This window comes from Bradyrhizobium sp. PRIMUS42 (genome assembly GCF_023006515.1).
GTDB lineage: Bacteria > Pseudomonadota > Alphaproteobacteria > Rhizobiales > Xanthobacteraceae > Bradyrhizobium.
The window spans coordinates 36,324-52,615 of the sequence record NZ_JALBGZ010000005.1 but is presented as its reverse complement, the minus strand read 5'-3'; the positions used below and the strand labels follow the sequence as shown (position 1 = coordinate 52,615).

Here is a 16,292-nt window from a genome sequence, read left to right as displayed (position 1 = left end):
GGACGAATGCCGCGGCCGAGCGGGCCGGCCATGCCGCAGATGGCGCCGGCCTTCGCGTTGACGGCGAACGCCGAACCCGGTCCGGCGTGATCATGGACCACGAAGTCGATATCGATCTCGCGGCTCTGCAAGTCGATGCGGCGGATCGTGTAATAGCGGGTGACGGGCCTGCGGTCGGGCTCCGGCCACAGGATACGTCCGTCCGGGGCGGGCCACGGCCATTCGGGCTTGGCGAGCCCTTCCGGCGGGAAGTACAGCCGCACGTGCAGGTCGTCGTCGTTCACGAAACGGGCGATGTCGTCGCCAGTGAAGGTCAGCCGCCGCATGTGCGGTGTCAGGGTGAGCGCGGCCTTCAGCCGCACCTCGCGGAAGTTGGCCAGTGTGCCGCCATTGGACTCATGACCGGACCAAACGATGGTCGGGGCACTGTCGCCCGCGAACTCGATCACATGCGAGGCGACGACCGAGCGCAACATCTCCAGATTGCCCTTGTCGTTGGCCTCGACGCGGATCTTGAGCGCTTCGGCCTCGACGGCGAGGGAGCTGGTGCCGAACGGCAGCTTCGCCACCATGAGGCCGTCCCGGTCCTCGAAGGCGATGTCATGCTCGGCCAGATGATCGATCATCCGCGCAGCGAGGCCGGCGGCATCGGGAAGCGCGATGCGGGCTTCGGAGATAAGCAAGTCCAAAGTCATTCTCCACCGGGCCTGTCCGATGCTGGCCTGCAAGCGCTTCGATGTCCGGATGTCGCGGCCTGGCACGGCGCTGGATCAAAATCCTGCTCGCTCGCCGGCTGCGATGCAAAAGCGGTACTACCCGCATCATATTAAAGGCATTGCCGATCCCAAATTAGAATCCATCGAAAGAACATGGAAAATAAGCGCTGGAGTTGCGGTGCTGCCATCATGTATTCGCATCACATCGGCACGGCTTGTTCTGATCGTGACGGGCCGTATAGGTTCGCTTCAGGTCTCCTCCAGCGCGGCTCTCATCATGAACTCACGAAGCGGCCTGACGGCGCAGATCCTGCACCTCCTGCGGCCTTACTGGCCGCTCGTGCTCGGCGGCATCGTTCTGGGTCTGGTTGGTGGTGCCAGCGTCGCGGCATTGCTCGCGGTCGTCAATCGCGGGCTTTATGCCACGCAGGCCGACGTCGTAACGCTGCTTCTCGCATTCGCCGGCCTGTGCCTCCTGATCCTGATCGGGTCCATCGGTGCCGATATCAGCGCCAATTACGTCGGACAACGGATCATCGCCGAGCTTCGCAAGTCGCTGGCCGCCAGGATCCTGGCCGCGCCGATCGATCAGCTCGAAATCTACCGGACGCATCGCCTGATCCCGGTTCTCACGCAGGACGTCGACACGATCAGTGATTTCGCGTTCTTCTTTTCGTCCTTTTTCGTGTCGCTCGTGATCGCGCTCGGCTGCATGGTTTACCTTGCGGTGCTGTCGTGGCCGCTTTTCCTGATCACGGGGGCCGTCATCGTTCTGGGGTCGCTGGCGCATGGATATGCAAGGACGCGAGGTGTCCACGGCTTCAGCGTCGCGCGCGATTCGGAGGATCAGCTGCACAAGCAGTATCGCGCGATCGCTGAGGGCGCCAAGGAGCTGCGTCTCAATCGTGTCCGCCGTCGGCGCGTCTATGTCGAGCAACTCCAGCACACCGTGGACCGGATCAGCTCGGTGCAGATCAGGTCGATCAATCTGTTCGTGACGGCGCGGGCGTTCGGCACGATGCTGTTTTTTGTCGTGATCGGCGTGGCGCTGACCTTGCGTCCGTTCCTGTGGCCCGATAGTCCCGCCGCGGTGTCCAGCGGCTTCGTGCTGGTGCTGCTCTATATGCGCGGACCCATCGATCAGGTCATCGGTATCCTGCCGGCGCTCGGCCGCGCCCAGGTCGCGATGCGGCGCATTGCGGACCTCTCGGAGCAGTTCTCGACCCCCGAGCACGATCTGCTGGTTATTGCTCCTGCCGGGCCGGGCAAGACCACGATCGAATCCATCGAGCTCCGCAGCGTAACCTATGCCTTTCGCGCCGTACCGGGCAGTAACCCCTTTGTCCTTGGGCCGGTCGATCTGCTTGTTCGGCAGGGCGACATCGTCTTCATCGTGGGGCAGAATGGCAGCGGAAAGACGACCCTCATCAAGCTGTTGCTGGGTCTGTATGCTCCGCACGGCGGCACGGTGCTGCGCGACGGCTCGCCCGTCCTGACCGAGACGCGGGACGATTACCGCCAGCTCTTCACGACCATCTTTTCCGACTACTATCTGTTCGAGGATCTCATTCGTGGAGAAGGCGTGGTTCCTGATGTCGCGGAGCGCTATCTCCAGCGGCTGGAGGTCGCGCACAAGGTCTCGGTCGAGAACGGTGTGTTTACGACGACGGACCTGTCGACCGGACAACGCAAGCGATTGGCCCTGATGAATGCATGGCTCGAGGAAAGACCCGTCCTCGTGTTCGACGAATGGGCCGCGGATCAGGATCCGGCGTTCCGGCACATCTTCTACACGGAGCTGCTGCCCGATCTGAAGCGTCTCGGAAAGACGATCATCGTGATTTCACACGATGATCGCTATTTCGGGATTGCTGATCATCTCGTGCGGCTGCGCGAAGGCAAGATCGTCGCAAGCGAGGCGAAGGCGCATAACCTCGCGGCAGCTTCCGCAGTTCCAACCGACGCGCCGCTTTAGACCTATTGTGGCGAAGTGCGGGTGCTTTTTTGTCGCACGCAAACGACAACATGCCATCCTGTTTTGCGACTGACTGTCAGATTTGTAGAGAATCTAATCTGCGTGTGCGCGCATTCCTTGTCAGCCTGTAGGCGAGTGATCTACACCACGCGTCAGCGATGATCGAGATGCGAGGGCCGGATGAACAAGGCATCGGATTCCGGGACCGGACCTCATGCGTTCCCGGTCGGCCCATATTCCGCTCTGACCGTTTTCCAGGACGGCGATCGCCTTCGCGTCGTCGCCGACGGCGTGACGGCGTTGGAACAGCGTCTGCGGGAGCGGATCGATCACCTCGAGGTCCTGAATGCGTCGGACGACCGTGAGCTTGCGGCACGAGCCGTATCGGCGTCTGCCGAGGCGCTGTTTGCCTGGCGGCCGGGTGTTGATCGGCTCGTTCTGGATTTCGGCGGTGGAGCGTCACTTGCTCGGGAGCTGATGGATAGCGGCCTGGCCATCATGTCCGAGGGGCAACTGGTGCTGCTTCCCGAGCTGGTCATGCAGCGACGGGACAATTGGCTGGTGAATCCCGGACGACGGCCATTGCCGCAGCTCCACGTCATGACGGACGGACGGCGACATCCGCGACGCGCCGCAAAGCCGACGGGAAAAGTATATGGCCGGTTCATCCCCTGGCTGTCGGAGGTCATCTCGTTTCGCGTGGCCGACCTCGATAACGATCTCCATTTGTTGCATCGCTGGATGAACGATCCCCGCGTCGATGCGTTCTGGAACGAGGCGGGCGATCTCGACAAGCATCGACGATATCTGGCCGGCATCCTGGCTGATCCTCATATGCTGCCGCTGATAGGCTGCTTCGGTGATGAGCCGTTTGGCTATTTCGAGCTCTATTGGGCCAAGGAAAATCGCATCGCGCCGTTCTATGATGCCGGCGACTATGACCGGGGGTGGCACGTGGTCGTGGGCGAGGACGCCTTTCGCGGCCGTCGTTACATCAGCGCGTGGCTGCCCTCGCTGATGCACTACATGTTCCTCGACGATTGCCGTACGCAGCGAATCGTCGGGGAGCCGGCGGCGGCGCATTCCCAGCAGCTTCGCAATCTCGAGCTCTCGGGATTTGCGAAGATCAAGAATTTCGACTTTCCCCACAAGCGGGCGACCCTGGTGATGCTGTTGCGCGAGCGCTTCTTCGCCGATCGGCTCTGGCTTCCGGCAGCCGCCGGTCCGGCGGTCTCGTCCTAAAGCGCAAGCGGAGCGTGGCTTCATGTCTCATCAACTTGCGATCGAGCACGACGTCATCGGCGTTGGGTTCGGGCCTTCCAACCTCGCGCTGGCCATCGCATTGGACGAATGCGCGAAGCGATCGCGGCTGAAATGCGCGCCACTGTTCGTGGAGAAGCAGCCGCGCTTTACCTGGCATGGCGGCATGCTGCTTCCAGGCAGCGACATGCAGATATCGTTTCTCAAGGATCTGGTCTCGTTGCGCGATCCGACCAGTCCCTTCACCTTCGTGAATTATCTGCACAAGCGCGGTCGCTTGCTGGAGTTCATCAACTGCAGGACGTTCCATCCGAGCCGGGTCGAGTTCAATGATTACCTCCAGTGGGCGGCTGGCCACTTCAAGTCGCAGGCCGCTTACGGCGAAACCATCGTCGCCATCGAGCCGGTGATGGCCGGGCAGACGGTGACGTCGTTGCGGGTGCATTCACGGCCAATCACCGGCGGAGAGACTGTGCGGCTTGCACGAAATGTCGTGGTCGCGGTGGGAGGCCAGCCGTATGTCCCCCAGGTGTTTGCCAAGGCCGCTGACGATCGCAGGCTGCTGCATTCCAGCCGCTATCTCGACTTGATCGAGCACGTCGTCCCGGGCGGCCGGGCGGTACGAGTAGCCGTCGTCGGCGGCGGACAGAGCGCGACCGAGGTGACGATCGACCTCCATGGCAGATGTCCCCAGGCGCACATCGATCTGATCTTTCGCGGTCATGCGCTCAAGCCGTCCGACAGCAGCCCCTTCGTCAACGAGATATTCAACCCGGACTATACCGACTTTGTCTACGCCCAGCCTGCCGAGCGGCGGGACGCAATCGTCCGCAACTTCCGGAATACGAACTATGCCGTGGTCGATTCCGACCTGTTGGACCAGCTCTACCGGCTGCTCTATCAGCAACGCGTCGGTGGCGACGAAACGATCGTATTGCGTCCCCGCAGCGAGATTACGAACGTCGATCCGGGACCGAACGGCATCGAAATCGGGCTGGCCGACAAATTCCGTGGCGAAAGCCATCGTTCGACCTATGACGTCGTGATCCTGGCAACGGGATACGACAGGGAAACCCCGCACAGGTTTCTCGAGCCGGTCCGTCGCTACATTCGCGATGGCGCGCTCGATCGCAGTTACAGGCTCGTCACCAGCCCGGCGTTCCGGCCGCAGATCCATCTCCAGGGCTATTCGGAATCCTCTCACGGCTTGAGCGATACGCTGCTCTCGGTTCTTGCGGTGCGATCCCAGGAAATTGCGGAGTCACTGCTTTCGACAATTTCGCGCCGGGAACTCATCGCCTAGCTCGAGGCGATCACGTGCCATTGCGAGGCCTGACCAAGTGCAGCCGGCAGGGCAAGCACGGCCGGAGACGAGCCCGCATCGACGATCACTGTGTGCGGTGACACCGACAAACCGACGCCTGCGGCCTTGAGGATTGCCTCCTTCAACGTCCAGTAGCGAAGAAAGTGACGGGATCGCAGGGCTTCAGGCATTCTTGCGAGCGTCTTGCGTTCCTCTGCCGACAAGGCGATTTCGGTCATCTCGTCCAGATCGGATATTTGCCGAAGCGGCTCGATATCCACCCCGATCGGCATGTATGCCGCTACAACGGCGACCGCGCCTCTGGCATGGCTCAAGCTGAAGTCGAGGCCGGTGGGAGCATCAACGAGCCGGGGTTTGCCAAGCGGACATGTCTCAAATCGCACCCGGTCGGCTGCCTGCCCCGCCAAAGCTCCCAGCAGGAGGCGCGCGCCGGCGTGTGCGGCAAGATAGCTCATTCGATCTTCGACGTGGAGAAATCGCGCCAGACGTCTGGATTCTTCGGCGTTCAGCAGCATCTTGGCTTGGTCGGCGCGGAGTGTTGCATCGCTGCCGAGCGCCTCGCTTCGCAAGCCATGCGTCGCGCCCAGCCACAAGAGGATCTCCCGCGGGTTCTGGAACTCGGCTGAACCCCGAATCCATGGACCCGACAGGGATCGCAGGCGCAATTGACTGAGTGGAGCCGAAGATCTGACGGCGATCGACCAAACGAAGGTCTCGCTTGCAAGCCGAGCCGATAACGTACTTGCAAATGGTTTGCATTCCGGCTCCAGCTGCCTCATCTCCGTTCATTCACGATGTTCGATGGACATAATTTGGCGTGTTCCGATGTCGATTTGGAGCTTCCCCGATCTAGAACTTGTCTAATCGAAATCAACCGAGGCGTGCATACCTGAGACAATGCCGAACGGCTCTGGTAGAGGTGTTCTTAGAACGATCTTTGGAATGTTTGCAGGTTCGGGTGGAATTGACGTGAGGAAGGCCTTCGTTCTCAAGCAAAGCCACAGCCATTTGCCGGAGCGAATTGCAGGCATATTGGTTCACAGCCCGCTCGCGGCGCTGGTTGGCAGAGAGCCATTGACGCGCATGTACTACCTCCTCGAGATTGCGTCGCTCCATACCAGGGCCGAGCTCCTGGCGCAGCCGGGCCTGGGACGTTCGGGCGTGCGCCGGATCGAGAACTGGATGGCCTTTCACGGGCATCGCATTCGCGACGTCAACGAGAGTCTCGATAGCGTCATCTGCCATTTTGCGTTCCGACGCTCTTCGGTTCGGAAGAGTAGTCGTCGTTGTCCCTCCCTATCGGCAATCGCCTCGGTACAAGAGCGATCGCGCGAAACAGCTCCTTAAAATCGTTCGTCGCGATCTAGGTGTAGACTGCAGATGCCGAATGCGCGAGCCGCGATCGGTTGGGCGGGCACTGGTATTGTGTCGCATCTTGCTTGATTGCCGCTGTTTGGCTGAAGCTTGCTCTGCCGCAACAACGGAATATTGAAGCCTTCATGCCTCCCTTTGGTTTAGGGACGTGTAGCGTGCGGCGCCGAAAATCGACGTGTTCCGGCTTCCTCGCAAAAGGCAAGTGGGCGGATGGGCGAGCCCGATCCTTCCTTGATTTTGAGCGGAGTGGCGACGAATAGGCTGCGCAATGAAAGCTTGTGCAGATTGGTCAACATCTCGATGATCAGGATTCCATTGGGCAACCAGTGGGTGGTATGCCCGCTGGTTTCTTGTCCGACGCCGTCGATGACGGCCATGTCGCAGGCCACGGTATCGCAACCGATCGCGCGAATGCCGCGTTCCTTAAAGTAGATGATGGCATCTTCGCGAATGCCTGGAGCATTCTTTACGAACCAAGTACTTTCGTCGTCGGTCCGCCAAAAGCGCTGCATCCAGCCAAAATTTATCAGCGGGATCTCACCTTCGCCGATCTGAACTCCTTTTTCGTCCTCATAGGCTTTCACCATATCCAAGGTCACTAAATCGCCCGGCTGCATGTGCTTGCTGGAAAAATCATAAAGTACCGCTGGTGCGATCAGAATATCGGCTGGAAATTTATCGATCGACATGTGCATTAAGTCGTCATGGAAATGAACCGGCGCATCTACATGGGTGCCGGTATGCTCCGAGATCATCAGAAGCTGGGAGTAGTACCCGTCCCGTCTCCGTAGCCGCACCTTATCGATCACTAGCGGCGGATGCAGTGGCCAATTGGGGATGCCTCGCTCCAGGGTTGGCGAAAGGTCGACCACTCGCATGCTCCTGAGCATGGCTCCTAGCTGAATTACGATATTCTCCTGGAGACGAGTTGCGGCCCCGGTCTGGGGATGAGAAGTCACGGTTTCCTCCATTTTTCAGTTCTGCGTGAAAGGACGGATCGCCCACCGGAATGGGCGGCCACCGTACCGAAGTTTGTTCTGATCGTAGCAAAGCGCCCGACAGGCCGCTGACGTTCATCAGGCCTTAGCGTTGAACCACCAGGGGAAGTCTTTCGTAGCTTGGTCCAGGTTTTCCTTGGTCACATTGAAATTCAGGATCTTGATCCAGGGCACGACTTTGAGCCCGTTATCCACGGTAGCGTTCGCCTCGATGGGCTTGCTGTTTCCGACAGCGTAAGCCGCTTTGGCCGCCTCGACTCCCATTTGATCGAAGGCCGTGAAGTTGGATAGTCCCATCAGACCCTGCTTGATGAGCTCCTGGGCGCGGGGCTCGGCATCAACGCCGGTCACAAATACCTTTCCTCCCAGTCCCTGCGCTTGCAAGGCTTGAATCGCGCCATAGGCAATGCCATCGTTGCCGCACAGAACCGCGACGACATCATTGTTGTTCTTGGTGAGAGCGTTTTCGACCTGCGCACGCGCGCTATCGGTCGACCAGTTCTTGTTGAACTGATCTGACACCAGCTTGATGTCGCCCTTCTCTATGTAGGGTTTAAGAACGTTGAGGAAGCCTTGGCGGGTTTCCTTGGCAACGCTCGTCGCCTCCTCGCCGGCGGCGATCACGTACTTGCCTTTCGGATGTTTATCAACTGCAGCCTTCGCGATCTTCTCGCCCATCTCCACAGCATCACGGCCGAGGAAGCAGACGACATCGCCTTTGTTGATCAGAAAGTTGTAGTTGATGACCGGCACATTCGCCTGTTTGGCTCTCCGGATCAATGCGTTTGCTGCGTTGGCGTTGACCGGAGTCAGAACGAGGACATCGATGCCCTGCGTCAACATGTTCTCAACCTGGCTCGCCTGAAGCGATTCCGACGCATTGGAGGCTTGAGCAAACACGTCCACACCGAGTGCGGCGGCTTGCTTTTCAAAAAACGCCTGATCAGCATTCTTCCAGCGAAGCTGGTCGTAATTTGGCATGATCAATCCAACTTTGAGCCTTTTGCCTTGTGCATGAGCAGCCTTCAGACCGACAATGGCAGCGAGCAGTGCAGACCCGGCAATGCCGAGCGTCTGCCGACGGTCAAGGCCATTCCCACAGATTTCCTTCGTCATGTTTCTCTCCCTTGGATTGGCTGCATCAGGTTGGCGATGGTCACGTGGTTTTCGCCGCATTGCTCCGGGTTCGATCAGTCTCCGAACCTTCCGCCGCGGCTACGCAGGTCGGCGTAGACGGCAAAAAGCAGCACAAGACCGACTGTGATGGATTGATAGGCAGATGGCAGGTTCATGAGGCTCATGCCGTTGGAAAGGCTCTCCATCAAGATCGCGCCGATCACCGCTCCTGCGACAGTTCCGCGGCCGCCCATGAGGCTAGTTCCGCCGATGACAGCAGCGGCGATCACGTTGAGCTCGAGGCCCTGCATGGCGCCCGGAGGAGCGCTGTCGAGACGTGCCACGAGGACCAGGCCCGTCAGGCCGTAGAGGAGCCCCATGAAGGCGAAGACCAAGGAGGCCTGCATTCGGATGTTGATGCCGGCAAGCAGCGCAGCCTGACGATTGCCGCCGATAGCATAGAGCCGACGGCCAAAGGCAGTGAAGCGCAGGAACCACCCGGCCAAAGCCACTACGGCCAGAACGAGGACAACGGGCAGGGGCAAGCCACGATAGCTGGCCGCCATGATCATGACGCCCAGCGTGAATATGCCGACAGAAGCGGCAGGCAGGCCGACGACGGCACCGAACGACGAGCGAATCCCGGCCGCCTGCCGGGCGCGCCATTCTCGTACCTGCAAAAGGGCGAAAGCGAGCCAGAAAGCGAACAGCACGACGATGCCTAGCATCGGTGACAGAGAAGCGTCCGAGATCACCAGGATGTCGGGATTGGGCGAGATCGTTTCGGCATTGGTGATAACCAGCGACAAACCGCGAATGGCGAGCAAGCTGCCCAGCGTTACGATGAACGATGGCACCTTCATCCAGGCCACCCAAAAGGCGTGCCACAGACCGATCAACAGCCCGAAAGCCAGCGTGATTACGACGGTTGGCCAGAGCGAAAGCTCATAGTTCGTGCCTGCGATGGCTGCTACCACGGCTGCGGCAGCGACGGTCGCGCCAAGCGACAGGTCGATGTAGCCTGGGATCATCACCAGCACGGCGCCTGCCGTCAGCACGGCGGTGATGGCGACCTGACCGCTTAGATTGGTTAAGTTGCGGGCGCTGAGGAACAGACCGCCTGTGAGATATTGCAGCACCATCCAGACGATCAGGAGGACGACGATCAGCGGCAGCAGCCGAAGCCTGTCTTGCGACATCGCAGCCGGCAGCTCGCGAAGCTGGAAGCCCTTGGCGGGTGCGCCCCGTTCTGTCACTGTTTTTGTTGAGGTCATGCCCCCTCACTGTATTCTTCTGCCGCGCTAATCATCACGTCTTCTTCGCTCGCCTCGCCGTGCATCCATTCGCGCACGAGGCGTCCCTCGCACATGACCAGCACGCGGTCGCACATGCCGAGAACTTCCGGCAGATCGGTAGATACGATGATGACTGCTTTGCCGGCCGTGGCGATTTCGTTGACGAGTGCGTACAAATCGATGCGGGCGTTCACGTCGACACCACGGGTCGGCTCCTCCAGGATAAAGATCTCCGGCTCGGAAAGAAGCCATTTCGCGGCCACGACCTTCTGCTGGTTGCCGCCGGAGAGCTGCGACATGGGCTGCTCCACCGAGCCGCACTTTACCTTCAGGCTCGCGACATATTGCTGTACACGCTGGAGTTCGCCGTACCGGTTGAGGATACCGTAGCGATTGAAGCGGTTGAGCGCAGCAAGCGTCATGTTGCTTTCGATCGAATGAGCTTCGATCAAGCCGTCGCGCTTTCGTTCGGCCGGAACATAGGCGATGCCGTTGCGGATCGCGTCGCGTGGTGTCCTAACCGAGATGACCTGCCCGCGGATCTGCATCGAACCGCTCACGCGTCCAGCATGAGCGCCAAACAGCGACCGGGCCAAATCAAAGGCCCCGGAGCCGAGCAGGCCAAAAACTCCTAAGATCTCTCCTGATCGGACATCCAGGTGGATGTTTTTGATAGCATGGACCCGGCCGACTCCCGTGCTTTCTACGGTCCAGTCGCGGACCGAGAGGATCGGTTCGCCGACCTTAGCAGTCACCTTTGGATACATCTCGATGATGTCCCGCCCCACCATGGCTTGAACAATCCGACGGGGCGTGTCGCTTTGGTCCGGAAGCCTAAAATGGTCGACGACTCTGCCGTCCCGCATCACCGACACCACATTGGCGACGCGCTCCAACTCGCGCAGCCGATGGGATATGTAGATGGTGGTGACACCATGCCGGTGCAGGTCCGCGATCCGGGCGAACATGAGCTCGGTCTCGCGCTCTGTGAGGCTCGACGTTGGTTCGTCGAGGATGAGCAGCTTCACGCCTTGCGTCATCGCGCGGGCAATACTGACCAACTGCTGCTGGTGCGTGCTTAGATTGCCCATCTGCTCCAGCGGCGAGGCATCGAGCTTGAAGACGTCGAGCCAATGCGCGGCATCGGCCCACAACTTCCTCGTGTCTACCATCCCCCAGCGCTGGGGCTCGCGGTTGAGAAACAGATATTCGCCAACCCGCAACTCCGGCACGACGCTGAGTTCCTGCGGGACCAGGAACACTCCATGTCGCTCGGCATCGCGGATGCTGTCGAAGCGGCGGCCAACACCGTCTATTTCGATTGCGCCGGCGTAATCGCCGATGACGCCTGACAGGATCTTCACTAACGTCGACTTGCCGGCGCCGTTCTCGCCAGCAATGGCATGCACGCCGCCCTTCTCGAAAGTGATCGACACGCCGCGCAGCGCGTGCGCGCCGCCAAACCTTTTGTCGATGCCGACAACCTTAGCGGCGCTAAGTTCGGCTGCGCATGAAATGGCGATGTCAGCACTCATGGCCGCGGCTTCTCGTTTCCTTGCGCACATGGGGCGCGACGAGCGAGCGCCACTGAGAATGGGATCGTGATTTTTCCAGGTAAAGGCTCATGTTCGACAAGGCCGGCTACTGAACGATTTCAGTCGGATTTGCGATGCTGAGATACTTCTTGAAACAGCCGCTCAGCTACCATGAGCCTGAGCGCGAGCTGATGACGATCGGTTTCATCCCTAACTTCCTGTTGCTTATCCGAGCCAGTGTCGGCTCTTGGTGTCGCTGACTTCGCCGCAGTCCCCACCTTGTGTGATACGCACCTAACGTGCTGTGGGTTCGAGCATGCGTGCAGCCAGTCCGCCAACACTAAACACTCGCTTCCGGGACGGGACTGCAGAAATTCTCAACCGTATATGAGTTTTTGTAACGCCTGCAGCCGACGAGCGCACGGTTTTGCCTGGGCAACCAATCTTGCACTCGAGGCACGCCGCTACATCGCGACGGCGGTGGCAGCGTCTCCTCGATTCCTGCTTCAACAGATCAGGCAGCAACTTCACCTATTGCGCCTCGGGGGCGGCCGAGCCGCGCATGTAAGTTTTTCTCGTATCTGCATTCATCCCTGCGGATGTCGGTGGCGCCAACCTGATGCCGTGGTCTCTCCGGACAAGGCCGGCCACGGCGCAAAAACCGGTTGCCTCCGAATAAACCACGGCTCAGAAAGACAATCGGCTGGACGGGCCTGATATGAAATGATGTCACATACGTCGGAGGATCTGATGTCCGCATCGTTGCCTTCTTTGAACGCACTCCGCGCATTTGAAGCAACGGCTAGACATCGCAGCATCAGCCGTGCAGCCGTCGAGCTGGGTGTGACACATGGCGCCGTTAGTCGCCAAATCAAGGCGCTCGAAGAGGTCATGGGTGTGTCGCTCCTCAAGCGCGGCACCAGGGAATCGGTGCCAACCCGGGAGGGCGAGCAACTCGTTGACGGGCTGTCGACGGCGTTCAACCTCATTCACGCGACGATTGAGCGTTTGAAACCTGGGCCGTTAACGCTGTCCTGCTCGGCGTCGATAACCATGTGCTGGCTTATTCCGCGGATGCCCGGTTTGCACGCCAAGCACCCCAACATGGAAATCAAGCTCGACATGAACTACGACCGAGTGGAGTTCACGCGTGACAACATCAGCGTAGCTATTCGCAACAACACGTTCGAACCGCCGAAATCGGCAGTTATTCGTCCGCTGGGCACTGAGTGGATCGGTCCGGTGTGTTCTCCGGCCTATCTCAAGTCTATCTCGCTGAAGAAGCGCAAAGATTTGTCGAACGCCAGATTGCTCGCGACTACGACGCGCCCAAACGCCTGGACTGATTGGCTCGCAGCTGTCGGAGAAGAGGAGAGGGCACCGCAAGTGCATCAAAGGTTCGATCATTTCTATTTGATGATCCAGGCCGCGACTTTCGGACTGGGGATCGCCGTTGTCCCACATATGCTCGCAATAGACGACTTGGAATCCGGCAGGCTGATTGCCCCGTTTGGCTTTGCGCCTGGAAAACGACAGCTCTCGCTTTGGATCGCGCCGCACCTTGCCTCGAGGAGCGACCTCAAGACACTAGAGAGGTGGCTTTCGCAAGAGTTGCGGGAAGGGTTGAAGCGCGCGTCGCTTTTCGGTCGTTAGGTCCGCGCCTTCCACCCTAAAATAGAAAGAAAACATTTACGCGCGTTTTCCAATCGGCAGCACGGTTCCATCACTCCGCGGCACCAGGGATACGACTGCCGCCCTGGCGAGGTCTTCCAAGGCGGTTGCAATGTATTTCGCGTAGTGCCGCTCGATCATTTTGACCGAGGTGTTGTGCAGTTTAGCGACCTGTTGGATGGGCAAACCCTTTCGGAGACCGCGCGCGATGCTCGAGTGCCGCAAAGCATAGAGAATCACATCCGGCATACCGGCGCGCTCGCGAATGGTCTTCCAGTGACGTGCTGGCTTGGCCGCCCGGCCATTGCGCGGGAGCGCGGCTTGGGCCCTTACGCCGCTTTTCTGCGGGGCTTCGGCTTTGCTTTCTTGTCGAGCAAGACTCTCTGTGGAGCCGGGCGCGCGCCTGGACCAGGATGCACATGAATTTCCTTGGCCGAAAGCGGCTCGCCGCATTCCGAGCACACCATCACGGGGTCGAACATCTTTCCGCACTTGCGGTGCTCATGCAGCAGGGGACGCCCGCGTTCGTCGACCATGTGGGTGTCGCCCCAATGTACGAGCGCCATCATGATGGGATAGAGGTCGAGGCCCTTTTGCGTCAGGATATACTCGTGGCGTTTGGGCGACTCCTGATAAGGAATGCGGCGCAGGACGCCCTGCCGAACCAGCTTTTTTAGCCGTTCGGCGAGCAGGTGGCGCGTAATTCCAAGCGCGGACTGAAAGCCCTCGAAGCGGCGCGTGCGCAGGAAGCATTCGCGGAGAATCAGAAGAGTCCAGCGGTCACCAATCACACCGATGGTGCGAGCCATCGAACAGGGCTCTTCCTCAAGTTCATCCCATTTCATTCTGCTCTCCGGTCGACCGGGCCTGTTCCGCTCGAATCAGGGGAAACGGCAGGCGCCGCTCACACCATTCTAGATAGGTACTAAAGTGGATACAATACCCCCGCCGGTCGTCCGAAATCCCGTGATTTCAGAGCGATTTGACAGTTCAATTTTAGAACTATAGAAAAGAGCGAGAGCATGCGTTCGGCCGAGAAGATCACCCAAACCTGACCAACATCGCGCTCTGCGGGAGGAGCTGACATGTCCCTCAAAGTTGAATTCCTGTTCGATTTCGGCAGTCCGAATGCTTACCTCGCGGAACTGGCCCTTCCGGGAATCGAGCGACGCACCGGCGTGAAATTCGAGTATGTCCCGATCCTGCTTGGCGGCATCTTCAAGGCGACCGGCAACATGTCCCCATTTGATTCCCTTCGTGGCATCAAGAACAAGCTGGAATACCAGGCTGTGGAGACCCAGCGCTTCATTCGCCGCCATAACGTGACGAAGTTTCGTCCCAATCCGTTCTTTCCGGTCAATACGCTGATGTTGATGCGCGGCGCCGTCGCGGCGCAGTTCGAAGGCGTGTTCGAACCCTATTTCCGCGCGGCCTACCACCACATGTGGGAGGAGCCAAAGAAGATGGATGACCTCGAAACCTTCCGAGCAGCGTTCATCTCCTCAGGCGTCGATATCGATCGGTTGCTTGCGCGTGCGCAGCAGGACGACGTCAAGAAGGGGCTGATCGGTCGGACCACCGACGCCGTCAACCGAGGCGCATTCGGCTCGCCGACCTTCTTCGTTGGAAAGGAAATGTTCTTCGGCAAGGATCAGCTCCGCGATGTGGAGGAGTCGATTGTCGAGCAGATCGGTCAGCCCGCTTCGAAGACTGCCTAAGGTCAGTACCTGAAGCCTGCAGAGCCGAGCAGATGTCCGGCGCCTGCATGACGAAAGCTCAGTCGGCCTCATAATAAAGTCAATTCAGGGAGAATGTCATGCCAGGTCCACTCAACGGCGTTCGCGTCCTCGACCTGACAGGCGTGGTGTCTGGCCCGTTCGCGACCATGTTCCTGGCGGATCAGGGCGCCGACGTCCTGAAGATCGAGCCGATCGGCGGTGATATTACCCGGCGCAGCCGCGCCACCATCGACAAGGATGGCGAGTTTTCGGCACTGTTTATTTCATCAAACCGCGGCAAGCGCTCGCTCTCCATCGACGTCAAGAGCGCGGCCGGCCGTGAGGTTCTCGCCAAATTGGTCGCGAAGGCGGATGTGCTGGTGCAGAATTTCCGGCCCGGCACCATGGAGCGCCTCGGTCTCGGCGTCGAAGAGTTGCGCCAGCTCCATCCGCGCCTGATCTATGTCTCGATCAGCGGTGTTGGCGACACCGGACCCTATGTGAAGAAGCGTGTTTACGACCCGATCATTCAGGGCCTCTCGGGCTTTGCCGATATTCAATCGCAGCCGGTCACGAACCGTCCGCAGATGATCCGAACCATCGTATGTGACAAGACCACTGCGGTGTTCACCGCCCAAGCGGTGGCAGCGGCACTCTATGCCCGCGAAAAGACAGGACAGGGTGATCACATTCAGGTCGCTATGCTGGATGCGATGATCTCGTATTTGTGGCCGGAAGGCATGATGCAATACACGGTGGTGGGTGCCGAGGCCGCTGCTGCCGATCCTAACGATCGGCCTGATCTCGTGTTCAAGACCAGCGACGGCTACATCACCGCCGGTACTATTTCCGATTCCGAATGGCAGGGTTTTTGCCGGGCCACCGGTGACCTCGAGCTTGCCAAGGATCCCCGGTTTGCGACGCCGGCGGCGCGCTCCGTCAACGCCACGGCGCGCATCAACAAGATGGCGGAGTATATCAGCCAGCACACCACCGCAGAATGGCTGGAGCGTCTGGATTCCGCCGACGTCCCCTGTTCGCCGATCCTGCGGCGGGGCGAGATCATTCACAATGAACAGGTGGTCGCGCGCGATATCATCACGGAGTTCGATCAACCGAAAGTAGGGCGGGTGCGGCAACCTAAGCCGGCAGCGCGTTTTGCGATCAACGAGTCCACGATCGGTGGGCCCGCTCCCAGGGTCGGCGAGCACTCCCGGGACGTGTTGCACGAGCTGGGCTACGACGACGGCGCCATCGACAAGATGGTCGCCGAGCGCAGCGTGCGCGTCGCGGTCTAACTGCGAGACCTG

Annotated in this window: 13 protein-coding genes and 1 pseudogene; 6 read left to right on the top strand and 8 right to left on the bottom strand. The window is 59.7% G+C overall.

Going from position 1 to position 16,292, the window contains the following annotated elements; translation table 11 throughout:
• Positions 1–728, bottom strand: a 728-nt coding sequence (locus tag MOV75_RS01740) for a DUF2218 domain-containing protein (protein WP_247004620.1), incomplete at its 3' end; no start/stop codon positions are given.
• A 265-nt stretch (positions 729–993) separates the two neighbouring features.
• Here MOV75_RS01740 and MOV75_RS01735 point away from each other — a divergent pair.
• From MOV75_RS01735 to MOV75_RS01725, 3 genes are all read left to right on the top strand, one after another.
• Positions 994–2,691 carry a cyclic peptide export ABC transporter gene (locus MOV75_RS01735; protein WP_246917391.1) on the top strand — a complete coding sequence of 566 codons (1,698 nt, stop codon included), beginning with the start codon at positions 994–996 and terminating at the stop codon, positions 2,689–2,691.
• A 180-nt stretch (positions 2,692–2,871) separates the two neighbouring features.
• Complete coding sequence (locus MOV75_RS01730; protein WP_246917394.1) at positions 2,872–3,933, top strand: GNAT family N-acetyltransferase; 1,062 nt, start codon at positions 2,872–2,874, stop codon at positions 3,931–3,933.
• 22 nt (positions 3,934–3,955) lie between these two features.
• Positions 3,956–5,254 (top strand): lysine N(6)-hydroxylase/L-ornithine N(5)-oxygenase family protein, encoded by a 1,299-nt coding sequence (locus MOV75_RS01725; RefSeq protein ID WP_246917397.1) that lies wholly within the window; start codon positions 3,956–3,958, stop codon positions 5,252–5,254.
• Here the strand turns inward: MOV75_RS01725 and MOV75_RS01720 are convergent.
• The 5 genes from MOV75_RS01720 to MOV75_RS01700 all read right to left on the bottom strand — a co-directional run bounded on the left by MOV75_RS01720 (position 5,251) and on the right by MOV75_RS01700 (position 11,593).
• Complete coding sequence (locus MOV75_RS01720; protein WP_246917401.1) at positions 5,251–5,868, bottom strand: 4'-phosphopantetheinyl transferase superfamily protein; 618 nt, start codon at positions 5,866–5,868, stop codon at positions 5,251–5,253. The two genes, MOV75_RS01725 and MOV75_RS01720, sit on opposite strands and share 4 nt — an antisense overlap.
• A gap of 921 nt (positions 5,869–6,789) precedes the next feature.
• On the bottom strand, positions 6,790–7,521 hold the full coding sequence (locus tag MOV75_RS01715) for a cyclase family protein (protein ID WP_246917404.1): 732 nt from the start codon (positions 7,519–7,521) through the stop codon (positions 6,790–6,792).
• A 204-nt stretch (positions 7,522–7,725) separates the two neighbouring features.
• Entirely contained in the window at positions 7,726–8,763 is a 1,038-nt protein-coding gene (locus MOV75_RS01710; RefSeq protein ID WP_246917408.1) for a substrate-binding domain-containing protein, read from the bottom strand.
• Between the two features lie 74 nt (positions 8,764–8,837).
• On the bottom strand, positions 8,838–10,037 hold the full coding sequence (locus tag MOV75_RS01705; protein WP_246917411.1) for a sugar ABC transporter permease: 1,200 nt from the start codon (positions 10,035–10,037) through the stop codon (positions 8,838–8,840).
• Positions 10,034–11,593, bottom strand: a complete 1,560-nt coding sequence (locus MOV75_RS01700; RefSeq protein WP_246917414.1) for a sugar ABC transporter ATP-binding protein — start codon at positions 11,591–11,593, stop codon at positions 10,034–10,036. The genes MOV75_RS01705 and MOV75_RS01700 overlap by 4 nt, the downstream gene beginning before the upstream one ends.
• 750 nt (positions 11,594–12,343) lie before the next feature.
• Between MOV75_RS01700 and MOV75_RS01695 the strand changes: the two genes are divergently transcribed.
• Positions 12,344–13,246 (top strand): LysR substrate-binding domain-containing protein, encoded by a 903-nt coding sequence (locus tag MOV75_RS01695; protein ID WP_246917416.1) that lies wholly within the window; start codon positions 12,344–12,346, stop codon positions 13,244–13,246.
• A gap of 36 nt (positions 13,247–13,282) precedes the next feature.
• Here the strand turns inward: MOV75_RS01695 and MOV75_RS01690 are convergent.
• Positions 13,283–13,540 (bottom strand): annotated as a pseudogene (locus MOV75_RS01690) (integrase); the annotation flags it as partial.
• Between the two features lie 53 nt (positions 13,541–13,593).
• The gene (locus tag MOV75_RS01685; RefSeq protein ID WP_246917420.1) at positions 13,594–14,109 is read right to left on the bottom strand and encodes a helix-turn-helix domain-containing protein; all 516 of its coding nucleotides are present in this window, start codon (positions 14,107–14,109) and stop codon (positions 13,594–13,596) included.
• A gap of 240 nt (positions 14,110–14,349) precedes the next feature.
• On the opposite strand from MOV75_RS01685, the gene MOV75_RS01680 reads away from it, so the two are divergent.
• On the top strand, positions 14,350–14,982 hold the full coding sequence (locus tag MOV75_RS01680; RefSeq protein ID WP_246917423.1) for a 2-hydroxychromene-2-carboxylate isomerase: 633 nt from the start codon (positions 14,350–14,352) through the stop codon (positions 14,980–14,982).
• A 98-nt stretch (positions 14,983–15,080) separates the two neighbouring features.
• Positions 15,081–16,280 carry a CaiB/BaiF CoA-transferase family protein gene (locus tag MOV75_RS01675; RefSeq protein WP_246917426.1) on the top strand — a complete coding sequence of 400 codons (1,200 nt, stop codon included), beginning with the start codon at positions 15,081–15,083 and terminating at the stop codon, positions 16,278–16,280.
• Positions 16,281–16,292: the final 12 nt, after the last annotated feature.

Excerpts from the sequence above, each read along its gene's own strand:
- MOV75_RS01735 (WP_246917391.1), top strand. The coding sequence starts at position 994 with ATGAACTCACGAAGCGGCCTGACGGCGCAGATCCTGCACCTCCTGCGG.
- MOV75_RS01680 (WP_246917423.1), top strand. The coding sequence starts at position 14,350 with ATGTCCCTCAAAGTTGAATTCCTGTTCGATTTCGGCAGTCCGAATGCT.
- MOV75_RS01725 (WP_246917397.1), top strand. The coding sequence starts at position 3,956 with ATGTCTCATCAACTTGCGATCGAGCACGACGTCATCGGCGTTGGGTTC.
- MOV75_RS01710 (WP_246917408.1), bottom strand. The coding sequence starts at position 8,763 with ATGACGAAGGAAATCTGTGGGAATGGCCTTGACCGTCGGCAGACGCTC.
- MOV75_RS01730 (WP_246917394.1), top strand. The coding sequence starts at position 2,872 with ATGAACAAGGCATCGGATTCCGGGACCGGACCTCATGCGTTCCCGGTC.
- MOV75_RS01695 (WP_246917416.1), top strand. The coding sequence starts at position 12,344 with ATGTCCGCATCGTTGCCTTCTTTGAACGCACTCCGCGCATTTGAAGCA.
- MOV75_RS01685 (WP_246917420.1), bottom strand. The coding sequence starts at position 14,109 with ATGAAATGGGATGAACTTGAGGAAGAGCCCTGTTCGATGGCTCGCACC.
- MOV75_RS01705 (WP_246917411.1), bottom strand. The coding sequence starts at position 10,037 with ATGACCTCAACAAAAACAGTGACAGAACGGGGCGCACCCGCCAAGGGC.
- MOV75_RS01675 (WP_246917426.1), top strand. The coding sequence starts at position 15,081 with ATGCCAGGTCCACTCAACGGCGTTCGCGTCCTCGACCTGACAGGCGTG.
- MOV75_RS01700 (WP_246917414.1), bottom strand. The coding sequence starts at position 11,593 with ATGAGTGCTGACATCGCCATTTCATGCGCAGCCGAACTTAGCGCCGCT.